At 39.6% G+C, this 23008-nt stretch carries 23 protein-coding genes; 9 read left to right on the top strand and 14 right to left on the bottom strand.

Going from position 1 to position 23008, the window contains the following annotated elements:
* Positions 1–11: 11 nt before the first annotated feature.
* Positions 12–407 (bottom strand): DUF4430 domain-containing protein, encoded by a 396-nt coding sequence (locus LG375_RS00115; RefSeq protein WP_049545961.1) that lies wholly within the window; start codon positions 405–407, stop codon positions 12–14.
* Positions 404–877 (bottom strand): membrane protein, encoded by a 474-nt coding sequence (locus tag LG375_RS00110; protein WP_037597654.1) that lies wholly within the window; start codon positions 875–877, stop codon positions 404–406. Before LG375_RS00110 ends, LG375_RS00115 begins: the two co-directional genes overlap by 4 nt.
* A gap of 289 nt (positions 878–1166) precedes the next feature.
* On the opposite strand from LG375_RS00110, the gene LG375_RS00105 reads away from it, so the two are divergent.
* From LG375_RS00105 to LG375_RS00090, 4 genes are all read left to right on the top strand, one after another.
* Positions 1167–1895 carry a metal ABC transporter ATP-binding protein gene (locus LG375_RS00105; RefSeq protein ID WP_002890643.1) on the top strand — a complete coding sequence of 243 codons (729 nt, stop codon included), beginning with the start codon at positions 1167–1169 and terminating at the stop codon, positions 1893–1895.
* Positions 1885–2724, top strand: coding sequence for a metal ABC transporter permease (locus LG375_RS00100; protein ID WP_002884063.1), 840 nt, complete (start codon positions 1885–1887; stop codon positions 2722–2724). Before LG375_RS00105 ends, LG375_RS00100 begins: the two co-directional genes overlap by 11 nt.
* Before the next feature lie 19 nt (positions 2725–2743).
* On the top strand, positions 2744–3670 hold the full coding sequence (locus tag LG375_RS00095) for a metal ABC transporter substrate-binding protein (protein WP_002890641.1): 927 nt from the start codon (positions 2744–2746) through the stop codon (positions 3668–3670).
* A 79-nt stretch (positions 3671–3749) separates the two neighbouring features.
* Entirely contained in the window at positions 3750–4397 is a 648-nt protein-coding gene (locus LG375_RS00090) for a metal-dependent transcriptional regulator (RefSeq protein ID WP_002890639.1), read from the top strand.
* Positions 4398–4447: 50 nt separating this feature from the next.
* Here the strand turns inward: LG375_RS00090 and htpX are convergent, their stop codons facing one another.
* The 9 genes from htpX to LG375_RS00045 form a co-directional block, all read right to left on the bottom strand.
* Positions 4448–5347, bottom strand: coding sequence for a zinc metalloprotease HtpX (gene htpX / locus LG375_RS00085; protein ID WP_002890638.1), 900 nt, complete (start codon positions 5345–5347; stop codon positions 4448–4450).
* A 1-nt stretch (position 5348) separates the two neighbouring features.
* Positions 5349–5909 (bottom strand): LemA family protein, encoded by a 561-nt coding sequence (locus tag LG375_RS00080; RefSeq protein ID WP_002884070.1) that lies wholly within the window; start codon positions 5907–5909, stop codon positions 5349–5351.
* A gap of 149 nt (positions 5910–6058) precedes the next feature.
* Positions 6059–7060 carry a DNA/RNA non-specific endonuclease gene (locus LG375_RS00075; protein WP_225745035.1) on the bottom strand — a complete coding sequence of 334 codons (1002 nt, stop codon included), beginning with the start codon at positions 7058–7060 and terminating at the stop codon, positions 6059–6061.
* A gap of 146 nt (positions 7061–7206) precedes the next feature.
* Entirely contained in the window at positions 7207–10962 is a 3756-nt protein-coding gene (locus tag LG375_RS00070) for a YSIRK-type signal peptide-containing protein (RefSeq protein WP_225745034.1), read from the bottom strand.
* Between the two features lie 532 nt (positions 10963–11494).
* Positions 11495–12394, bottom strand: coding sequence for an Rpn family recombination-promoting nuclease/putative transposase (locus LG375_RS00065; RefSeq protein WP_225745033.1), 900 nt, complete (start codon positions 12392–12394; stop codon positions 11495–11497).
* A 162-nt stretch (positions 12395–12556) separates the two neighbouring features.
* Positions 12557–14251 carry a DUF2075 domain-containing protein gene (locus LG375_RS00060; protein ID WP_225745032.1) on the bottom strand — a complete coding sequence of 565 codons (1695 nt, stop codon included), beginning with the start codon at positions 14249–14251 and terminating at the stop codon, positions 12557–12559.
* 9 nt (positions 14252–14260) lie between these two features.
* Positions 14261–14590 (bottom strand): nucleotide pyrophosphohydrolase, encoded by a 330-nt coding sequence (locus LG375_RS00055; RefSeq protein ID WP_110980984.1) that lies wholly within the window; start codon positions 14588–14590, stop codon positions 14261–14263.
* 117 nt (positions 14591–14707) lie between these two features.
* Positions 14708–15472, bottom strand: coding sequence for an SDR family NAD(P)-dependent oxidoreductase (locus tag LG375_RS00050; protein ID WP_155212956.1), 765 nt, complete (start codon positions 15470–15472; stop codon positions 14708–14710).
* Positions 15473–15503: 31 nt separating this feature from the next.
* Positions 15504–16661: an Mbeg1-like protein gene (locus LG375_RS00045; RefSeq protein WP_104020835.1), complete on the bottom strand. Its 1158-nt coding sequence runs from the start codon at positions 16659–16661 to the stop codon at positions 15504–15506.
* Between the two features lie 110 nt (positions 16662–16771).
* Between LG375_RS00045 and LG375_RS00040 the strand changes: the two genes are divergently transcribed.
* Positions 16772–17398: a Pr6Pr family membrane protein gene (locus LG375_RS00040; RefSeq protein WP_002890606.1), complete on the top strand. Its 627-nt coding sequence runs from the start codon at positions 16772–16774 to the stop codon at positions 17396–17398.
* 37 nt (positions 17399–17435) lie between these two features.
* Here LG375_RS00040 and LG375_RS00035 read toward each other — a convergent pair whose 3' ends face one another.
* Complete coding sequence (locus tag LG375_RS00035; protein WP_110980987.1) at positions 17436–18278, bottom strand: HAD family hydrolase; 843 nt, start codon at positions 18276–18278, stop codon at positions 17436–17438.
* 151 nt (positions 18279–18429) lie between these two features.
* On the opposite strand from LG375_RS00035, the gene LG375_RS00030 reads away from it, so the two are divergent.
* The 4 genes from LG375_RS00030 to LG375_RS00015 all read left to right on the top strand — a co-directional run bounded on the left by LG375_RS00030 (position 18430) and on the right by LG375_RS00015 (position 21139).
* Entirely contained in the window at positions 18430–18819 is a 390-nt protein-coding gene (locus LG375_RS00030) for a hypothetical protein (RefSeq protein WP_061652211.1), read from the top strand.
* A gap of 190 nt (positions 18820–19009) precedes the next feature.
* Positions 19010–19912, top strand: a complete 903-nt coding sequence (locus LG375_RS00025; protein WP_225745031.1) for a glycoside hydrolase family 25 protein — start codon at positions 19010–19012, stop codon at positions 19910–19912.
* A gap of 112 nt (positions 19913–20024) precedes the next feature.
* The gene (locus LG375_RS00020; RefSeq protein ID WP_022495771.1) at positions 20025–20498 is read left to right on the top strand and encodes an aminoacyl-tRNA deacylase; all 474 of its coding nucleotides are present in this window, start codon (positions 20025–20027) and stop codon (positions 20496–20498) included.
* 2 nt (positions 20499–20500) lie between these two features.
* Positions 20501–21139 (top strand): histidine phosphatase family protein, encoded by a 639-nt coding sequence (locus tag LG375_RS00015; protein ID WP_002890596.1) that lies wholly within the window; start codon positions 20501–20503, stop codon positions 21137–21139.
* Positions 21140–21238: 99 nt separating this feature from the next.
* On the opposite strand, the gene LG375_RS00010 is transcribed toward LG375_RS00015, so the two are convergent.
* Together LG375_RS00010 and LG375_RS00005 are read right to left on the bottom strand one after the other, a co-directional pair.
* Positions 21239–21658, bottom strand: coding sequence for a hypothetical protein (locus LG375_RS00010; RefSeq protein ID WP_225745030.1), 420 nt, complete (start codon positions 21656–21658; stop codon positions 21239–21241).
* 57 nt (positions 21659–21715) lie between these two features.
* The gene (locus LG375_RS00005) at positions 21716–22618 is read right to left on the bottom strand and encodes an HAD family hydrolase (protein ID WP_225745029.1); all 903 of its coding nucleotides are present in this window, start codon (positions 22616–22618) and stop codon (positions 21716–21718) included.
* Positions 22619–23008: the final 390 nt, after the last annotated feature.

Below are 23008 nucleotides of genomic sequence, written 5' to 3'. Positions count from 1 at the left end.
AGTTCAGAATCTTAATTATACTTTTCTTGATAGAATTTGATTTCATCGCCATCTTCAACCTTAAGTTGGTTGGCTGCTTTTTCACCAAGTTTACCATTGACATCAAACATCCAATAGATTCCCTTATCTTTATCTTGAGAAATACCATCAATCTCAGTGATGAAGCCATCGTTTTCTTGAACAGGATATACCTCTTCCAATACATCAAGCACTGTATCACCTTTTTGGATTTCTACTGATTTTTTCTTACTTTCCTTATCTGTTTTCAAAATCAAAGTCACTTGACCTTGAACCTTAGACTGATGATTATTTGTGCTGCTAGTAAGTTTAGCTGCCTCATTTTTTCCACAGGCTGCTAGAGTAACAAGTGATAAAGCAAGAAAAATATATGTCGCTATTTTTTTCATTTCAAAAACCTCCTAAAAATAGACTGGATGAATGGATAGAATAGAAGCGTCGATACTGCATGATAGGTGTCGTAAAGAAGACCAGAGATAACAAAGGTAAGACCACTCTTAAATAGGAGGCCATAACTGTAATCCATGAGAACTCCGTAGAGAAAGGACAAGAGAGTAACCAAAGCAATCTGCCAAACAAGTGACAACCTAGGTGCAATCAAACTCCAAAGAGCCATCAAGACGCCGAAGGCCAGAATCTGATTAAAGACCCAAGGACCAAAACCAAAGATGAATCCTGAGATGGCCATGGTTAAAGCCATAATCAAGAGACCATCTACCAAGCCCAAATAAAGAACAGCCACAAAAAACATAGCTGTAATAGGCTGAATATTTGGCAATCCTATAAATGCTGACCGTAATCCTACTGCCAGAGCTGACAGAATAGCTATCCGAGCCATTCGTTGAATCGTTAATTTCATATATCTATTATGCCAGAAATAAGGAAATATGACTAGTTTTAAAAAATAAAAACTAAAGATTTCTTGAAATACAGAGTAAGATCGTACAAATTGAAGAAAATATTGTTCCTTGTAACCTCTCCCAAATATCAAACAGTTTGAGCAGGCTGAATATTTGATATAAAAAATGTACTCTCATTCACTATCCTCTGTCATCTTGACAACGATATAAAATTAAGTTCAATTAATTTTATAAGTTAACTTGACTTAACTTTTGTTTTAAAGTATATTAAACTCAAGGAGGTAGCTAATGATTCAAATTGAAAATATTAATGTGTCTTACCAACAGACATTAGCTCTGGATAATATCACCTTAAACTTGGAGGGACCTAGTATTACTGGGATTATTGGACCAAATGGTGCTGGTAAATCAACTCTAATTAAAGCATTAATTGGTATTATTCCTCACTCTGGAAAAATCCTTTTCAATAAACAACCTATTCGTCAGCAATTGAATCGTATTTCCTATGTTGCACAGAAGGCTGATATTGATTTTAACTTTCCGATTACTGTCAGAGAGTGCATCTCTCTAGGACTCTATCCCAAAACCAAGTTCTTTAAACGTCTATCTAAGAGTGATTGGTCTAAAGTCACAGATGCTTTAACACTACTTGGTCTAAATGATTTGGCCCATCGACAAATAAGCCAATTATCAGGAGGCCAATTTCAACGTGTTCTAATCGCTCGTTGTCTTGTACAAGAGGCTGATATTATTTTATTAGATGAACCCTTTGTAGGGATTGACTCTGTTAGCGAAGATATTATCATGAACACCTTGAGAGAGCTTAGGGACAAAGGTAAGCTTATTCTTATTGTCCACCATGATTTGAGCAAAGTTCCTCATTATTTTGACCAAGTTATCCTCCTAAATCGTAAACTGATTGCTAGTGGGCCTACTAATCTTGTTTTTAATGAGGATAATCTCCGTAAAACCTACGGTAACAGTTTATTTTATAAAGGAGATGTAAATGATTTCTGAATTTATTGATGGTTTGCTAAATTTCCACTTCTTACAAAATGCTCTTATAACGGCTTTAGTTATTGGAATTGTCGGGGGTGCTGTTGGTTGTTTTATTATTCTAAGAGGTATGTCACTTATGGGTGATGCAATTTCACATGCGGTTCTACCTGGGGTAGCCATTTCCTTTATCTTGGGTATTAACTTTTTCATAGGAGCTATCATCTTTGGACTTTTAGCTTCTACAATGATTACCTATATCAAAAGCAATTCCATTATTAAGAGTGACACGGCAATTGGGATTACCTTTTCGAGCTTTCTAGCTCTCGGTATTATTCTCATCGGTGTTGCTAATAGTTCCACAGATCTCTTTCATATTCTCTTCGGGAATATTCTAGCTGTACAAGACATGGATATGTGGATAACGATTATCGTTTCACTTCTCGTACTAGCAACTATTACAATCTTCTTTCGCCCTCTACTCCTAACATCCTTTGATCCAATTTTGGCCAAGTCTATGGGAGTTAAGGTCACCTTCTACCACTACTTACTTATGGTTATTCTAACTTTGGTTTCTGTAACTGCCATGCAGAGTGTTGGCACTATTCTTATTGTGGCACTTTTAATTACACCGGCTGCCACTGCCTACCTTTATGTTCATAGCCTAAAAACAATGATTCTTCTCTCATCAGGATTGGGGGCTCTGGCATCTGTTCTAGGTCTTTTTATCGGCTATAGTTTTAATATTGCAGCTGGTTCGAGCATTGTATTAACGTCTGCTCTACTCTTTCTCATCAGCTTTTTCATCGCCCCAAAACAAAGTGGCATGAATAAAACTTCTAAACAATAAAAAATAGGATGAAAATAATATGAAAAAAATACTATCAACAATAGTACTACTACTTTTAGCGGTAGTTACTCTAACAGCTTGTACCAATAAACAAGGCAGTAACAAGGATAAATTACGAGTCGTTACGACCAATTCCATTATTGCTGATATCACCAAAAATATTGCCGGAGATAAAATCACTCTCCACAGTATTGTCCCCGTTGGTAAGGATCCTCACGAATACGAACCCCTTCCTGATGATGTAAAGAAGACATCGCAAGCTGACTTGATTTTTTACAACGGTATCAATTTAGAAACTGGTGGAAATGCTTGGTTTACTAAGTTAGTCAAGAATGCTCATAAGACAGAAAATAAAGATTATTTTGCAGTTAGTGATGGTGTTAAGGTAATTTACCTTGAAGGTCAATCAGAAAAAGGTAAGGAAGATCCCCACGCTTGGCTTAATCTGGAAAATGGGATTATTTATGCTCAAAATATTGCCAAGCAACTGATTGCTAAGGACCCTAAAAACAAGACCTACTACGAAAAGAATCTAAAATCCTATACTGACAAACTTAGTAAACTGGACCAAGAAGCTAAAGAAACATTTAACAAGATTCCCGATGAGAAAAAACTGATTGTCACTAGTGAAGGATGCTTCAAATACTTCTCAAAAGCCTATGGCGTACCATCTGCCTACATCTGGGAAATCAATACAGAAGAAGAAGGCACACCAGACCAAATCAAAACACTCGTGGAAAAACTACGTCAAACAAAGGTACCAGCTCTCTTTGTCGAATCTAGTGTCGATGAACGCCCTATGAAAACAGTATCTAAGGATACCAATATTCCTATCTATGCAAAGATCTTTACAGATTCTATTGCTGAAAAAGGGCAAGACGGTGACAGCTACTACAACATGATGAAATATAATCTGGATAAAATCACCCAAGGCTTGAATCAGTAAAAATCTTATCTAAGAAACATTCTGTATTCTTATGATAAATCTGTTATACTAAGGTGAGACTATTTTCAAAGGAAGAGAAATGACACCTAACAAAGAAGACTACCTCAAATGTATCTATGAGATTGGTACTGAAGAAGGCAAAATAAGCAATAAGGAAATCGCAAACCGTATGCAGGTGTCTCCACCTGCTGTGACGGAAATGATTAAGAAATTGATTTCAGAAGACCTCATCATCAAAGACAAAGTCAAGGGCTATCTTCTAACGAAAACTGGTAAAATCAATGTCGCTGAACTCTATCGGAAACATCGCCTCATCGAAGTCTTTTTGGTGGACCACTTGCAATACACTTGTGATCAAATTCATCAAGAGGCTGAAATTTTAGAGCATACTGTCTCTGATCACTTCATCGATGCGCTTGACCGCCTACTCAATTACCCTCAAACCTGTCCACACGGTGGGCAAATCCCCAAGTCAGGTCAGCTCATAGAGGAAATCTACAATCAGACTTTTACACAAGACCTAACTCCTGGAGACTATGTACTTCGTCGAGTTCAGGATCAAATTGATTTACTCCATTATTTGGAAACTGTCGGTCTTAAAATTGGAGTAACTTTTACCTTGAAAGGCTTTGACCCTTTTACACTACTATACCGCCTGAATATTGATGGAAAAGAAATTCAAATTCCAGAAACTGTTGCTAGCAATCTTTACATTGAAGCAAACTAAAAAAGCGAGGCTGATGAACACACTTAGAAGTGTCATCAGCCTCACTTTTTTTACATTTGTTTCAAGCGTTCCACCCGTTCTGAAATTGGGGGGTGGGTATAAAAGAGCTTCTGCAAACCAGATTCTTTTTTAGGGTCATTGATAAAGAGGGCTGCGCTAGCATCATCCACGTGATGTTGCATTGGCGCACTATTATCAAGTTTGAGCAGAGCGTTAATCATACCTTGTGGGTTACGTGTCAATTCGACGCTAGAAGCATCAGCTAAAAATTCACGCTGGCGTGAAATGGCCAACTGAACCAAGGTAGCTGCTAAAGGCGCCAGAATAATGGCAATCAAAGAAATAATGAGAAGAATAATCTCCAAGCCACTACTTCCATTACGATCATCATCATTTCTACGACGGCCTCCACCCCAGAACATCATATTACGAGCCATCCCAGCTAGCATGGTAATGGCAGATGCTAAGGCAACTGCTATGGTAGAGATTCGGATATCGTAGTTGCGAATATGACTCACTTCATGTCCAATAACTCCTTCAAGTTCCTCACGATTCATAACCGCAAGAAGACCTGTCGTAGCAGCCACCGCAGCATTTTTAGGGCTAGATCCCGTCGCAAAAGCATTCATTGAAGGATCATCGACAATAAAGACACGTGGCATCGGTATTTGTGCCACCATAGCCATATCCTCAACAACATGATAAAGGTTCGGAGCGGTTTGTTCGTCAACCTCTCGTGCACCATTCATAGCCATAACGACATTGGTTGATTGGAAAATCATGGTAACGGCATAGATAAAACCGATAACTAGAGCAAGAATCAGACCACCGAAGCCTGAACCTAACCAAAGATAGCCGACACCGTAACCAACAAGGCCCAACAAGAGGAAAAAGACCAGGAGCAAAAGCCAAGTCTTTCTCTTATTTCGAGCAATCTGATCAAATAACATATTAGTTACCTAGTCCACTGAAATCAACCTTAGGCACAGCTTTTTCTTCTTCTGGTGTTTCAAGGAATTCAGCAGCCTTAAAGCTAAACATTTTAGCAATAACATTGCTTGGGAAGGTTTCCAATTTCACATTGTAGTTACTTGTCACACTGTTATAGAGTTGGCGTGAATAGGCAATTTTGTTTTCAGTGTTCGTCAACTCTTCTTGAAGCTGGCTGAAGTTGGCACTAGCCTTAAGATCAGGGTAACTTTCAGCTACGGCAAAGATTCCAGAAACCTGACGAGTCAATTCATCACTGGCACGCATAGCTTCTGCAGGAGAAGTCGCAGCTGCAACTTGATTACGAAGTTCTGCTACTTTTTCAAGCGTTGAACCTTCATATTTAGCGTAACCTTTAACTGTTTCAATCAAGTTAGGAAGGAGATCATTACGACGTTTCAATTGAACATCAATTTGACTCCATGCCTCCTTGGTTTGCATACGGCTTTTAACCAAGCCGTTATAACTTGCAATAACAAAAATCACAAGAACAACAATAATGGCAATAATAATCCAAATCATATTTAGTTTCCTTTCTTATACTTAAAAAGAGTCGGTACGACTTCTCTTACAAGTATTTTGATAGTCTCAGTATATCAAATTTTCAGATAAAAGTGGTAAAATGTGAGCCGTTTTACAAAAAAACTGGACATCTTGTCCAGCTTTTTTTATTACTCTTTAGACGTGTGTCGTTTGCCTTGGGCTAGGGCATCTGCTTCTGTCATAGTAACGACATTTGCTTTGTTGGTGTTGCTAGGCATACTATTGATGTCATACCAATAAACATCTGCTGTTCCATGACGCGCCACATAAACTGTTCGACTTTCTTCTTGTGCAGGTTGCACAGGCTCTGGCTCAGAACTTGGTTGTTCAGTCACCTGTGAACTCTCAGAACTAGGCTCAGATGGTGCTTCAGTAAATTCAGTTACCGTATTTGTTGCTGTCCCATCTGCATAATTGATTTCTGCATTTGGTGATTGGTTATCTAAGACAACATGTGTAACTCCCTGACTATCAAGGGTCTCCTTATCTCCACCAAGTTTAATTTCCAAGAGATTTCCAGAACTATCGATACCAACATACTGAAGTTCCACTTGACGAGGCAACAACTCGTCTCCACTGTAGATAGCTGTTACCTTATAATCTAACCAATAGTTAGGGTGGAGTGCCAGCCAGTTATCCAAGCGATTCTCGTAATAAAGCATGCCTGACTGATTACCTTCGTCAGTTCCTTTATAATTTCCAGAGTTCAACCAGGCAGTCATAGGTACTAAATTCTTGCCCTCGTCATTGACACCAGAAAACTGATAGCCAATCAAATGTCCTCGATTCATTAACCAAGATTTTGATTTACCATCACCATAATAAAACTTATAGTTATGCCATCCTACAGGATCATATTTTATTTTACCGGGGCGTTTATTCTTTGGCTCGTCCTTATCTTGTAACTGTATATGAGCACTGTGGGCACGTCCTAGCTGGTCCTTCTCCTCCATGACAAACTGTTTTTGACCATTAAAAGCCAAGATACCATTGTTCTCATCCGCTTGAACCACTTGAGAGCTCACAGCCAAAGATTGTTTACTAGAATCAACTGAAAATCCGAATCCTAAAGTAAATACTAAAACAAGAAGAGCAAATAAACGAATCCTACTATTTCTTTTTTCTTTCATTATCTTAACTCCTTAATTTCTTATCACTTTAATTATACAGGACCAAATCAAAGTGGATGATTAAAAATAAAGAATAATGATATTAGCCATCTTAGAACTTGCTTAAAAAACAAGAAACATCCATTTTCTTGGATGCTTCTTACCTATTATTTACCTGCTTTTTTACCTTGTTTTGTAAGGTAAACTGTAGATATACTTAGTGCCGCAGCAACTCCGACAAGAAGGAAGACCGTTGTCGTATTAGACTTACCTTTTTCTTTTGAGGTGCTAGCTTGACTTTCAGAACCCTTAGCAACCTGGTTTGCCTCAGTTGTTTTATCAATACGGGCGACATTCTTAGGTGTCTCATCCTTCTTGCTTTCCGCCAATTCTGACAAATCATTGCTAATCTCTTTGGCTACACCTTCAGAGCTTGTAAGTGATGCCGCTTCTGAGGCTAATGTTTCAGATGCCATAACCGCCGTGACTTTACTTGCAATCACATCCACAGATTTCTCATTCAACAGAGAATTAAAGCGAATAGCTTCTGAGGCGAGCTGACTGCTTGTTATAGGGGTTTTTAGATCATTGTTATAAGCGACCTGACTATTTGGCGAAATGCTGACAACTTCAGATGTACTTGCTGTTGTTGGTGCTTCGGAAACTTTGACGTCAACCTGACTTGTTGAACCTTTTTCAATAACTTCTGAAGAAACCTCGCTTATCGGATCCTTTTGTGTACTTTCTGAAGTTGGAGATTTCTCTGGGCTGTCAGAAGTAATTACTACGTCAACCTGACTAGTAGATGAAGCTACTGAAGTTGCCTCATTCTTTGGTGACTCAGAGGCTGGAGCAGTTGAACTTGCTTCACTCTTTGGTGTTTCTGATGCTGAAGTCTCGGAGATTACCTCACTGTTAGATACTTCAGAAACTGGAGTGCTTGAACTTTCCTCACTCTTTGGGGTTTCTGAAACTGAAGTCTCGGAAGCTACTTCACTGTTTGATGCTTCAGAAACTGGAGTGCTTGAACCTCCCTCACTCTTTGGTGTTTCTGAAACTGAAGACTCTGAGATCACTTCACTGTTAGATGCTTCGGAAACTGGAGTGCTTGAACCTCCCTCACTCTTTGGGGTTTCTGAAACTGAAGTCTCGGAAGCTACTTCACTGTTTGATGCTTCAGAAACTGGAGTGCTTGAACTTGCTTCACTCTTCGGTGTTTCTGAAACTGAAGTCTCGGAAATTACTTCACTGTTTGATACTTCAGAAACTGGAGTGCTTGAACTTTCCTCACTCTTTGGTGTTTCTGATGCTGAGGTCTCAGAAACTACTTCACTAGTTGATACTTCAGAAACTGGAGTGCTTGAACTTTCCTCACTCTTTGGTGTTTCTGATGCCGAAGTTTCGGAAACTACTTCACTATTGGATGCTTCAGAGACTGGAGTACTTGAATCTGCTTCACTCTTTGGTGTTTCTGATTCTGAAGTCTCGGATACCACTTCACTAGTTGATGCTTCAGAAACTGGGGTACTTGATCCTGCTTCACTCTTCGGTGTTTCTGATGCTGAAGTCTCAGATGCCACTTCACTGTTTGATGCTTCGGAAACTGGGGTGCTTGATCCTGCTTCACTCTTTGGTGTTTCTGATGCCGAAGTTTCGGAAACTACTTCACTATTGGATGCTTCAGAGACTGGAGTACTTGAATCTGCTTCACTCTTTGGTGTTTCTGATTCTGAAGTCTCGGATACCACTTCACTAGTTGATGCTTCAGAAACTGGGGTACTTGATCCTGCTTCACTCTTCGGTGTTTCTGATGCTGAAGTCTCAGATGCCACTTCACTGTTTGATGCTTCGGAAACTGGGGTGCTTGATCCTGCTTCACTCTTTGGTGTTTCTGATGCTGAAGTCTCAGAGACTGGATTATTGACTGGCTTTGGCTCAGACTTTGTTGGAGAAACTGTTGAAACAGCTCCAACAATCGTCGCCTTATTGTCAATCGTATTATTTGATATACGGATTTCTCCATTACCATTGTCACCCATCTCAAAGTTTTTAGTAATCACTGGATCAGCCAAGGTATTCAATAGTTTATTATCGTAGACATCGACATTCTTGATTGTTCCACGAACTTGTTGGAAATCAATCGCACCACGATGGAGGTTATAGAGGTCATTAGTTGTCCCTGAACGTAGAATGGTATTGTCATGAATCTTAATTCCAGAATCATTGAGGTCAAAATTGTGACCTGCAAAGACTGTGTTCACACGAATACCTGCTCCAGCAAAGACGTCCTTGATGAGGTTTCCTGAGATTTCATGACCCTTACCACCAAAAATACCGATACCAGCCGCACGCCAGCCTGATTCAATGGTGTTGTTGAGGAATTTATTATTTTCCTCGGCTGCGGCATTTGTCCCATCTGAAATACTTGACCAGATAGCCAAACCATCATCACCATTCCCACGGATGTTAGAGTTTTTTACCGTTGAATTCTTGGTTCCTTGAGCAAAGTTAATACCATCAGCCAAGTTATTACGGATACGAGCGTTTTCAATAACAAGACCGTCCGTATACTTCATATTTCCCGTCTGGTCGTAGTCTCCAATCCACATACCAACTTCAAAATGCTGAACCCAGATGTCATGAATTTTCGAATCCTTGCCAAGTGTTCCCGAAATAGCCTTGTACTGTGCATCCTCGTTATAACGAGAGGTCAAGTTGGAATCCATATAAAGATTGCTCAACTCAATACCATTACTATTATGACCGAAGACAATTCCACCACCATAGCGTTTATCACTTGTAAAGTGCAGTTGTGTATGCCAAACACCAGCACCTGAAATTTTTAGATTATCAGCTTCGATATTAACTTGTTTGTCGAAATTGAAACGTCCCTCTGGAATATAGACAGATTTTCCGCTAGCTTTAGCTTCCTCAACAGCCGCAAGTAGGGCAGCTGTGTCATCACTATCATCATTGGCAGATGCACCCTTATCCACAATACTGATGCTATTTTCACCTTGGGCAACTGGCGCTGGAGCCTGTTCTAGCTCAATAAAATCAATACCATAAGTGACATTGTCATCTTTCTTCTTAACCAAAGAAATCTTATCACCAGATTTCAATTGGATGTCCTTGAGGAGAAGACGTGTCTCATCAAAACGGAAGCGTGCACTTGATCCATCAACGACTTGATCATATTCGTGGTCACCTTTAAGGTACTGCCATGCTGAGTGAGATGACAAATCAAGATTACCAACGCTTGAACCATTAACCTGCACATCCAACTGACCTGATGCACCATCAGGTATTGTATAACGCACATTCAAAGCATTGGCTGGCTCGGTGACATTGAAAGTAACTGCTGCATCTTTTTTAGGAAGCTCGACATAAGTTTGGTTCGTCGCTTCCACGGCCGTAGATTCCATGTCAGTTGACTGTTGGATTGTAGCTCCATTTTCGATAGTCGCATTTTCTGCTTCATGAGTCGTGTAAGGCATTTTGGCACCGTAGGCATCTGTGTTATACTCCTTGCCTTGTCCTTGACCCTCAGTCGCATTGGTTAAGACATTTGCTGACGTTCCTTGATTTTGAGAGGTGCCTGTCTCAATCACTTGATCGATGGTCGGAGTCTGCTCAGCTGCTTGAACAGTCCTTACCTGAGGTTGAGACGGCATAATATTGGCAGGCTGAGAAGCTTGCACACTCTCTGATGCTAGCTCTGAAGTCGCCAACTGAGCTGTTGAAACCGCTTGAGGGGCCTGCGCTTGATTTGAAGCATCAGTCAAGTCACTAATCGATTGTGCCTCGTCAGCCTGAACTGCTTGCCCATTGGCAAGGGCCATGAAGCCAATCAAAGCCGATGCTGCCCCAATGGAATATTTTCGGATGCTGTACTTTGGTTTTGTTTTACTTTCTCTAAACAAGTTAATTCTCCCGATACTTTTTTTCACAATCTCTCCATTTTAGTTTTAAGCTATTCTCGAACTAAAAACAGAGACTCTTAAATATTTGATGTACTTAATGATGCTGTTGTTTCTTTAATCCAAAACAAACCAAAACAAATTATAAGTCATGAGAACACAAAATAAAAGGCTAAGTAATCCATTTTAACAAGGCCTTAACAAAAATGTCATATTAGAAAGTTCAGTTATTCATTTCTAAATTATAGTCTAAAAATGTCGCACAAAAAGGTAATTTCTTTCACGTGTAAGAAAGACAAACATCTAATTTCCCTCCAATCCTTATTTAGCAAGATCTATCGGCTAAAACAATCAAATTGTTTTAAATCTGTTTTCTCAGATTTCTGTCAAACGTTTGACAGTCTTTTTTAATTTTACGATTCAAAGTATTATTTTCCGAATGTTTTAGTATTACAAATGTTAAATACCCAAAAATAAAAAAAGAGACAAAAACTGCCTCTGACTTTTCAAATAAATATTTATTCCTAACTGATTCTTACGATAACAATGTCTCTAGTTCTTCAACCGATAAACCAGTAACATCTGATACTGCCTCTAGTGACAGGCCTTTTGAGAGCATCTTGCGAATCAGTTCTAATTGTCCCTCATGACGGCCTCGTTCCAACCCTTGTTCCAAACCTTCCTCACGTGCTTCATCGATAGCTGTTTCCATAGTCATGTCATAATTTTCTTGAATACGTATGCGTTCATCAATCATCGCCTTTTCCTCCTGTGTCCAGCTGGATGAATCCAGTAATGAATCGGCATGCGTGACCGCTTGACTAGGTTCCTTAGAAAATGGGAGATTTCCAAAAAACTCTAGCCACTGCCGCCCTTCATCCGTAATATGTTTACCTTTATTATACTTATCCAACTCTAAAAAGGCAATCTGAAGAAGGTTTTGCCGTTTCCCATCCTTATAGAAAGAACACAAAGGCTTGCCCGTCCGACTATTTGCCATCCAATAAGTATTAATCGGGGACTCCTCATCTGGCAACAAGGTCTTCTCCAAGATAGCTATACCATAGACCGGCTCCATCTGCTCATACATCTTATGCGTCTGTCCTTGTTGACGTAATTGTTGCACATTTTCCACCAGCTGGTTAGCCAAATAATAATGAAAACGATTGAGAAAATAATGTTCCTTACGCACCTGAATCTCAATGATAACCTCAGTTCCATCATTCAACTTAGCTCGAACATCCACCGAGGTTGAAAAGAGCTCATCCTCGTCAAAGTCCTTTTTATGAAGCTGTGTCCCCTCCAAAATCTGAGCATCCACAACATCCAAATCCAAAATATCTCGAATAAATGCCACCGTCACTTCAGGCAGGCTGAAAATCTTCTTAGCCATGATATCCAAGGTCGGTGAGACATGCTTGTGTCTTTTTTCCATTTACCTCTCCTTAAGAAAAAATAGAGGGTTGGCCCCTCTACTTCTACTATTCGGAAAAAGTAAATGAAAGCTTGCAACTACCCCTTAAATGCTTTCACAAAAGCCTTGAGTTCTTCGTCTGCTTCTGGAGTAGTTCCATGAAGACGGTGAAGCATGTGAATTTTATAATTTCATATCTCTTTTCAATTTCAGTAAATAGTCGTTAAGTTTACTATCAATAGCATATATATATAAGCCTTTTATAGCTCTTTTCATAAGAATATTGATTGAATTTAATACTATTTCTTCTTTGTATGAATCTGCATTTTCTTTAGAAGAATTCTTTTCAAATTCTTGCGGAATTTGAAAGGCTCCTTTATCCTTGTATTTATGTTGTAAAATTTTTATGGAGTTTGTTTCCTCATCAAGACTAACAGATGGACCAAGAATAACACCTACATTATTTAGGTCAAATCCTTGAACAGTATAAATTGACCCAACTTGTTTTAACGTCTCAGGATCTTCAGCCCAAACACCTTTAGTCGCAAGATTCCAAGGTAAATTAATTCCCTCTTCATCTACGTAGTACTCTTCTCCATCTTTCTTATGAGTAAAATCAAATGTAGCTACCAAGCGAGATAAGTTATCTTTTTTATTTAACTCTGTAATTTTATCAAAAAGTTCTTGAGAAGACTTACAAATTTGAAAATCAAAAGTTTCTGTTGGTTTAGGCAAGGGTAGTATTGTCTTTTCAACAAAATTATCAATCCATTCAATAATTTCATCTGAAGCATTCATTCGAAACTGTTCCTTTAAGTATAGAGTTTCAGTATCATATTTAGACATAATGCTATCCATTGTCTGTTCATCCCAATAGGATTTCAATTTTAAAACCTGCTTAGGATCGAAAATAACAATAGTAATCTTTGATCGTTTAATAATTTCTTCTAACTGATTTTCATAATGAAACCCATTATACGCATCTCTACTAGTTAAAAGTAAATGGGCCTCATCTACTAATGTTATATCACTCTTGGTAATTTTCTCCTTATCAACACTATTAATGAAGGATGTTGGTTTCATAATGTCTTTTTTCTTCATATTAGGCAAACTTTTGGACATAGTTTGATAGGTTTTTAAAACCTCCGAATGATTCACCAATAAACGATTAACTGTTTTATATAATCCTGACTCTTTATCTCCTTCATCTTTATCACTTGATAAATTACAAAGATCGTTATATAGAGAAGACAATACAACACTCTTTCCTGTACCAGCCTCTCCTTTAACTAAGAAAACTTTGTGTTCACCTTCTTTTAGTTTTTTCAAATTTCTACGACAATAATCAATGATTTGTTCTTTAACTCCATATTGACTATCTGATAATTGATGAAAAGGTGAAAGTTTATACACATCTTTATTTTGAATAACATCACTGCTATTCCTAGCGAGACCTTTTTGCCTTAACTTGTCCCAAAGTTTTTGAAAGACCTCTTCATTATAATATTGCTTCTGATAGTAGTTATGAATTACCTGATTAGAAGAAACTTGACTTTTATTTTGTAATTTAAAAATTCCATCTGCCAAAAAATAGTTAATTAGATTAGTCTCAATGTTATATGTTGCAGACTGATTAAATTTATCATGCCCTATTAATAGAACCCTCTTAAGTTTTCGTCTAACTGGATTCTTTAAGTGGTTCTTCATACGATTTCTTGCATTCGTCGTCTGACCAATATAAGCTTCGGATTTATCCCTATACAAAATATATAATATTGGATAATCTTTAATGTAACTCGTTGAAATTAGATTAAATTCTTTCAATTCGAAATTCTGCTCGATAAAGCTTTTATCTTCAAAATATAATTCTATGTCCATCTTCCACCACTACAACTCATTATACTTTTTATTACTTCCTCGACTTTTCTCAACAGGATATTTCTGTTCGTTCAAATCAAGTTTACTTTTTATAATTTCTTCTACATCCAGGTTCAAGTTATCTGCCATCATAAAAGAATAAATAAAAACATCCGCAAGCTCTTCTCTGATTTCTTGTAGTGACTTTTCAACTACTTCTTCTGATTTTTTCCATTGAAACAACTCTAGGAGTTCACTTGCTTCCAATGATATAGAGATAGCTAAATCCTTTTCATTATGAAACTTTCTCCAATCACGTTCATCTCTAAATTGATTGATTCTATTCATTAATTCCTTCATTTTGTTACCTCAATACTGTCGTAATCCCTTACATTATAGCATTTTCACGGTTTCTTTCATAGTTTTGGGAAAATTCAAACAAAAAACACAGCTTGGTGCCATGTTTTTATCATCTATTTATTTCCCCCTATGAATCGTAAACCCTGTGGCTTGTTGGTTAGCCATAATGGTCATGTCTGAAACCTGGACGCGTCGTGGTTGCTTGGTGACATAGAGGACAGCATCCGCAATATCTTGGGCTTGGAGAGCTTCCAAACCTTGATAAACCTTAGCTGCCTTGTCCTTGTCACCGTGAAAGCGCACTTGTGAAAAGTCGGTCTCAACGATACCGGGCTGAATGGTTGTCACCTTGATATCTGTGGCAATGGTATCAATACGCAAACCATCGCTGAAAGTTTTCACTGCGGCCTTTGTAGCTGAATACACAGCTGCACCTGCATAGGCATAGATGCCCGCCGTAGAGCCCATATTAATGATATGTCCCTCATTGGCAGCAACCATGCTTGGTAGAATCTGACGTGTCACCATCATCAAGCCCTTGACATTGGTGTCGAGCATGGTCAGCAGATCCCACTCTTCATAATCTTGATAGGCTGTTAGGCCTAGTGCCAGGCCTGCATTATTGACTAAAACATGGACTTGCCCCACACTTTTGAGAATGGCTTGGCAAACATCCTTGATCATGTCCATATCGGTAACATCCAATGCAAAAGTCCAAACTTTTTGATTGGGATAGGTTGCTTGGAGCTCTTCTTTCAAGGCTTGAAGACGCTCCACACGGCGACCTGTTAGGATGAGATTTTCTCCCTCTTTAGCAAAGGCACGCGCCGTTGCTTCGCCAATTCCTGATGTTGCTCCTGTAATAAGTACGTTTTTAGGCATGATATCCTCCACTCCTATAGTTCAGCTTACCCTAATCGTTATTTGTCAATTCACTCAACTTCTTGATAAAATCAGGAAGTTCAAGCTTGGGTAGGGTAGATTTTTTATTTCCTGACTTCCAAAATATCGAGAGTAATTGGTTGAAACCATCTTGAAGAACCTTTTTTTGTTGGTCAGTAAGATTGCCAAATTCTTGCAACAACTGACCTAACTTAGGGAGAGTTTTGATACTAATATCGTCTAGACTCTCAATTCCAGAATCAAGAATGGTATCAAAGAACAAATCACAGACCTGCTTGAGTTCTTGATTGGGCAAGGTCTCAATCCACTCTTGGAAGGTTTCTTCCAAACGTTGACTCAACTCTGTTGGCTGGTCCTCATAAACAAAATCTCCTGCTTCTAGGTCAACCTCCCAAGTCAAGGCGTTATGTTGAGCAAATCCAATGCCTTCTGCTGCGACTAGCTGGGCAGGCCTATCCCAATAGAGCATAACCCCCACAACAGAATCTTGAGGTCTAATAACTGTCATCCTGGCTTTTAACTCTTGGTAAGAAGGCTTCTCTAAGAGGGGCTTCATCAATCCCGGAGAATCCAGAAGCAATAGCTCTGCTATTTGCTCGCGTAGAGCAGTCGAGCCTTGAACAGCCGAATAGAGGGCAAGATTACCACCCTTGGAATGTCCAGAAACAGCGATATAGCCACTAAGGTTTGGCAAGTGCTCAGACAGAAAGGCAATAGCTGAGCGATGGGCAGGAATTTCCCGACTGTAGGTCAGCTGAAAATCCTCCTTCCAGCCAATAACACTATCATCTGTCCCACGAAAAACAATCTGCTGGTAGTCCAGTTCAGGCAGGCTAAAAATCATGGCTGCAAACTGCTTTTCGACTTCCTTGTCCAAGACACTACAGTAGTCACTTAGATTAAGTCCAGCGAAACGCTTCGACCTGACCATGGCTTCAGCCAAATCTACCCGTTCCTTAGTCACCATGAAGGTATACTCAGGATTTAGCTCTTTACCCTCGGCATAGTCATGTAAATTGATGGTTTTCTGTAAATCACTTGCTGTGAGGCATTTTTCATAAGTCAGGTAGCCAATTTCATTGATACAAACCTTATCCAAGATATTAAGTGGCTCTTGGTCAAAAGGCATATCCTTAACCTTTTCAAGATAATCGATTAGATTGGACATAGTAATCTCCTTGAAGTCTTTCTTACTTTGATTTTACTAGAATTTTCAAAAAATTGTTAGTGAAAAATGTGATATGATAAGAGAGATTATTTATTAGGAAAAGGAAGCTTATGACTATTTCACGATTTTACCGTATTTTACTAGCTCTTTGTGGACTTGTAGGAGTCTCTATCCAAATCCATGACGATGGTTGGGGCATGTTGCTCTACTACACCGTTTTGTCCAATATCCTCGTCTTTTCTAGTTTGATTTTCTTTATCATCTATGACTTCAAAAAAGGGGATGCGACGACTAACACAAAACTCTTGCGTTACAAGGGTGGCGTAACCATGGCCATCCTCATCACTGGAGTTATCTATCACATCTTGCTAGCTCCTATTACAGAACCTGAGAAATTCTGGACCCTCCGCAATTTCTTGGTTCACTATATTGTCCCTTGGGGATTGGTGCTTGATACCCTAATTTTCGATGCTAAGAAAGCCTACCGTCTCCGTGAGCCAATTTACTGGTCAGTGGTCCCTCTGTCTTACTTTGCCTTCGCCCTTCTAAATGGCTTGGTTCTAAAACTCCCAATCCCAGGTGCCAAAGATAGCCCCTTCGCCTACTTCTTTATCAATGTCAATAAATTTGGTTGGAACAAGGTCTTGGTAAATGTCCTAGTCATCAGTGCCGGATATATCGCTGTCGGCTATCTCTTGTACCTCTTGAAAAAATTTATCGGTCGTAAACCAGCATAAAATACAAACTGAGCTCCCAAACGGAACTCAGTTTTTTCTATTGCAATAAACTCAATTTCTCAAAAGCCTTGTAGAGGCCATCAGCTTCAACATCGTCTGTTACAAAGTCTGCCATAGCCAAGATTTCTGGCCCACCATTTCCCATGGCAACCCCAACCTCACAGTATTCCAACATAGGGATATCAATCTTGGCATCGCCAAAAGCAATGGTCTCTGAACGCTCAGCCCCCAAATGTTCCAAAAGGACATCGATGGCATGGGCCTTGTTAATATCCTTAACACCTAGATCACCAAACAAGGCTGTCTCACCTCGACCTCCCCAAGTATGGGCTTCAAGCTGTGGAAAAGCTTCTTTTGAATCTAGATGGTCCTGATAGGATTCTAAAACGAAACTGACCTTGTTTAGGTCATCACGGTAGAGTTCCCCACCATACTGAAGGCCATGAAGAAAATCTTCTGGTTCCTTACCAGCGACAGACTCTTCTGACTGCCCCTTTTGAATAGCGTAAGTCTTAAGTGTCTCACGTGCCCGCTCCCGAAAATCCGGACTAGCAAATAGACCATTATTGCTCTCAAGATAAAAAGCTAGATGACGTTGGGTCAACCAATCCACAATCTTAGCCGCATCTTCCTTAGAAATCAGCTCATGCATAAGGACCTGTCCATGATGCTCCACATAAGAGCCATTACCACCAATCATCCCATCCAAGCCAATTTCCCATAATTCTGGCTGCATTTCTGCCTTGCTACGACCAGTACAAACATAGACCAGATGGCCCTTTTCACGGGCCTGACGAATAGCCTTTACTGCTGATTCTGGAATGCGGTTATGATAATCCACCAAGGTCCCATCAACATCTAGAAAAATAAGTTTTGACATGTTTTCACCTCGAGTCTTCTTTTACTTTATTATACCCTGATAATGCTACAAGAGATACTACTATCCTTGGACAAACTGATACTATCCTACGATAGTATTGTCTCCAATCCAATGCATTGCCATTTTGCATGAAAGAAGCTATGATGAAAGTATGAATGATTTAAAAACACTACTGAATCACCTGCCCTATAAATTAGCAGCCTATGATGCCCAAGGAAACTTTCTCTATGACAATGGTGGCGCTGACGGTAGTTTCTTCCCCCGTGAGTCTGAAAATCTACCTGATTGGATCATGTCTGAAGTGCTAGCCTCTCCTACCAAAGAAAGAAGTTATCAGATTCCAACTGACAGTTTTGATCAAGTCCTCATCCAAACCTACCAAGCTGCTATAGACAAAGATGGAAATGTCTTGGGATTTTGGGAGACCATCTATGATTTGAAGCAGCCTCTCAAAACCTATCTAGATAACTCTGCTCAAGCTCTTGTAGCCTGGTCGGATGCCACTAGTGGCGCTAGTTTCAAGGAGGAAACTGACTTTTAAGCTAAATTTTTTGCTTTAATAAATGAAAAATTCACTTAATTCAAGACTAGCTCGAAACATCCTTATTCATAAAATGTGCCTAAGTCAGCACTACAAAGGCTTTTTGAACATCAGTCACTTTAATATCTCTCACAGAATTTACAAACACTCTATTTTGCATTTTTGCAGTATTTAAGGTAGAATGGGAGTAATGAGAAAAAGAATAAAACCGATCGTTGTTTACGTGGTTCTAGCTCTTTTAGGATTAGCATTAGTTATTGCAAATATTCACAATACGTCCAAACAGCAGGCGCATCTACAAAACGTGAAATCTGCTCTTCCTTATGCTACTACACCAAAAACAACAACCAGTAGTACATCTAGCAGTTCCGACGAGGAGCTGATACTCAATCCCATTATCGACCTTTCGGGGTGGCAACTACCTCAGGATATCGATTACGATGTCTTGTCAAATCATATTTCTGGTGCTATTATCCGCGTCTTCGGTGGATCACAGATTAGTAAGGATAGCAATGCCGCTAGTTCGAATGGGGTCGACAAATCTTTTAAAACACATATCAAAGAACTCAAAAAACGTGACGTTCCAGTTGCCGTCTATTCCTACGCTCAAGGTACTTCTGTTAAAGAGATGAAGGAAGAAGCTCGTATTTTCTACAAAAATGCTTCTCCATACAAACCTACTTATTACTGGATCGACGTTGAAGAAGAAACCATGTCCAACATGGAGCAAGGTGTCCAAGCCTTTCTCGCTGAGCTCAAACGTCTAGGAGCTGAAAACGTTGGTCTCTATATTGGTGCTTATTTCATGCTTGAGCAAGAAGTTTCAACTAAAAACTTTGATGCTGTTTGGATTCCAGCCTACGGTACCGATTCTGGTTATTATGAGGCTCTACCAAATACTGAAATCGACTATGACCTTCACCAGTATACGTCACAAGGAAGCCTGCCTGGTTTCGATAATATCCTAGATCTTAACCTAATCAATCCTGAGAAAAACAAACGTAAAACCTTTGAAAAACTCTTTGGTAAGATTAAGCAAAAACCAACTAAAAATAAGAAAACTACTTCGACAAGTTCATCTAGTAGTCAGTAAAAACCAGTGTCTAAGGCACTGGTTTTCTTCTTGTCAAATTGGCTTAGGCGTGCTCGGATGAATGTGTTATAATGGATGGTAGAAATGTATAACTTTAAAAGGAGATATGACAATGGCTAAGAAAGGCAAAGTCAAGAAGACCTTGGTTGACCAAATTCTTGATAAAGCTAATATTGACCATGATAGCTTATCCTTCAATGGTTTAGAAGGGGAGCTTCCAGAAGATGTGGCGCGTGAGAGCATTTATAAAACCCTCGCCCTTAAGGGAGATAAGACAGGACCAGTCATCGGCATCGTCCCTATCACCGAACACCTGTCTGAAAAGAAATTAGCTAAAATTTCAGGGAACAAGAAGGTTCAAATGATTCCACAAAAGGATCTCCAAAAAACAACTGGCTATGTTCACGGAGCTAACAACCCAGTGGGAATTCGCCAAAAGCACAATTTCCCTATTTATATCGATCAATCTGCCCAAGAAGCTGGCTTCCTTATTGTCTCAGCGGGGGAAATTGGGCGTTCTATCCGTATCAATAGTCAAGATCTTGCTGATTTTGTTAATGCTGAATTTGCTGATATTAAGGAGTAATCATGAAACTGTATTTTGTACGTCACGGTAAAACCGAGTGGAACTTGGAAGGCCGACTTCAAGGCGCAAAGGGAGACTCGCCTTTGCTTAAAGAATCTATCGAACAAGTACGTGAGTTAGGTCACTATCTCAGTGACACACATTTTGACTTGATCTTCTCAAGTGACCTACCACGTGCTAAAAAAACCACTGAACTCATCATGGAGTCTCAAAAGCCTAAAGCTAAAGTTACCTACACTAAAGCTCTGCGTGAATGGCAACTTGGTAAACTGGAAGGGCAAAAAATTGCACTCGTTCAGGCTATCTATCCAAAAGAAATGGATGCTTTCCGTCATAATCTAGCCAACTTCCGTGCTAATGACTTCCAAGCTGAGTCTGTCTACCAGACAACCAAACGTGTGGCCGAATTTGTTAAAACACTTAAAGATAGTGATGCTAAAAATGTCCTCATCGTCGGTCACGGAGCTAACTTGACGGCTTCTATCCGTACCCTCCTTGGTTTTGAACCTGGTCTTCTTCGTAAGGCAGGCGGTCTTGACAATGCTTCTGTCACTATTCTCGAAACCAATGATTTCGAGCACTTCACTCTTAAATGTTGGAATGATACGTCCTATATGGATGAACAAAACAAGATCAGCTAAATCAGCGACTGACTTCATAAGACAAGCGATCCTTAACAAGGGTCGCTTTTTAGCACTCAAAAAGCTCTTAAATCGATTGCTTTAAGAGCTTCACTTCCATTATTTCCACTTCGGTTCCTCTGGCAAACGGTCTAATTCTACACCAAAGCCTCGGGCCAAGTCATCCAATTCCTTTTCAAAAACGTCTAGTTCCTGTGAGACAAGTTCATACTGTCCCTCAGACAATAAACGCTTAAAACGAAGACCACGACTCAAAACAAATTCCATTTCTATTTGGACCGTTCTGTGTACATGTTCCCAATAGTTGTTAGCAAACCCTCTTTGCTTTTCTTCAGCATTAAGGTGGTCTACTAATGCATAATAGGAATCCCAAGCAACGCCCTTCATCTGCTCTGCATCTCTAATACCTTCGAAGAGATCGTCACGTTTGGCTTCGAGAGCTTCTACCTCTTTTCTCAAAGCATCACGTTCAGCACTTAGTGCTTCAATATCATGTTTTAAGTTGTTGATTTCTACCATTTTCAAACTCCTTATCTCACGTTCTAGACAATAAAACGGCCATACGAGGCCGCTCTATTATCTTCCATATTTCATACGAAGGATTTTTTCCTGGTTCACATTCAAACGAAGAAGGATAACCACTTTATCAATACTCATATTACTCTCAAGAAGACGTTCAGCCGCCATCATAAGACCATTATTGATACCTAGTTGAAGGACTGGATTTTCATTATCATTGATATCAAAGATATATTTATTATTTGGAAGGTCGAAAAGGACTTTTACCGCTCCAAAGAGTTGCTCAAAATTGTCGATTTCCAAGTCGAAGACTGGCTTAGTACCTGGTTTGAGGCTACGTCCACGGTGGTTAAACCACATAGAATGCCAGCCACCATTGAAGGCACCCATGACATCATTGTCATAAGAATCTCCAACGTAGAGCGTCGTCGATGGATTCATATCAAATTGCTCAGCTGCAAGGTTGAAGATTTCCTTCTCAGGCTTTTGGAAACCTGTCGCTTGACTGACGATGACACGCTTAGGGTCCACATAATCATAAAGTCCCAACTTCTTGACTTTCTTAAGTTGGTGCTCTGTTGGTCCATTGGTAATAATACCCATAGGAACATTTTTTTCCTTGAGGAAATCAAGGGTCATGCGCATCTCATCAAGCATGGTGATATTTTCCAACTCATGCTCATAAACCTCTTGAAAATGGTTGCCCGTTTCTTCATCAATTTCACGGTAGCCAAACTCCAAAAGGGTCTCTTTACAGCGCCAAAAACGGAAATACTCAGTTGTCCACTCACCGGCCATTACACGTGGAAAACCAACATCAGAATAGTGGCGGAAACGAATGTAGGCTTGATTCATGTGGCTCATATCAAAGTCAGGGAAACATTTTTCCATGGCAATACGATAAGGTGCCTGTTGGTCATAAATAGTATCGTCAACGTCAAAAACAATAGAAGTAATCATCTGTCCGTTCTTTCTTATATCATTCTCTTGTCAGAGACTTAAATAAATTAGGAAACTAACAACTAAACTACTACATGAGTCAGCTCTTAATTTAATCTTCAGTCTTGCAAAAGTAAGCTTTTAGTCAACTGTCTAGGGCAATCTTACTCGACTGTTTTTTTACTAAGATGCAATTGCCCAAACAGTCTTATTATACCGTTTTTACCCTTTCTTTTCAATTTTCGACCCCACTTAAGGAAAGATTATTCGTGTTTTGAAGATAGAGTCAAAACCACCCGTGAGAACGGGTGGCTTGCTCTTCGGCTGAAAGCCTCTGCTACCGGCCGAGGCCTAAAGGCCTACCGAATGGTTTCCCTTCAGCACCACCTTTGCTAGCTGACCCGTCTAGCG

The organism is Streptococcus sp. Marseille-Q3604, from assembly GCF_916619785.1.
GTDB lineage: Bacteria > Bacillota > Bacilli > Lactobacillales > Streptococcaceae > Streptococcus.
The sequence above is the reverse complement of the archived record's forward strand: the minus strand, read 5'-3'. Positions and strand labels throughout refer to the sequence as shown.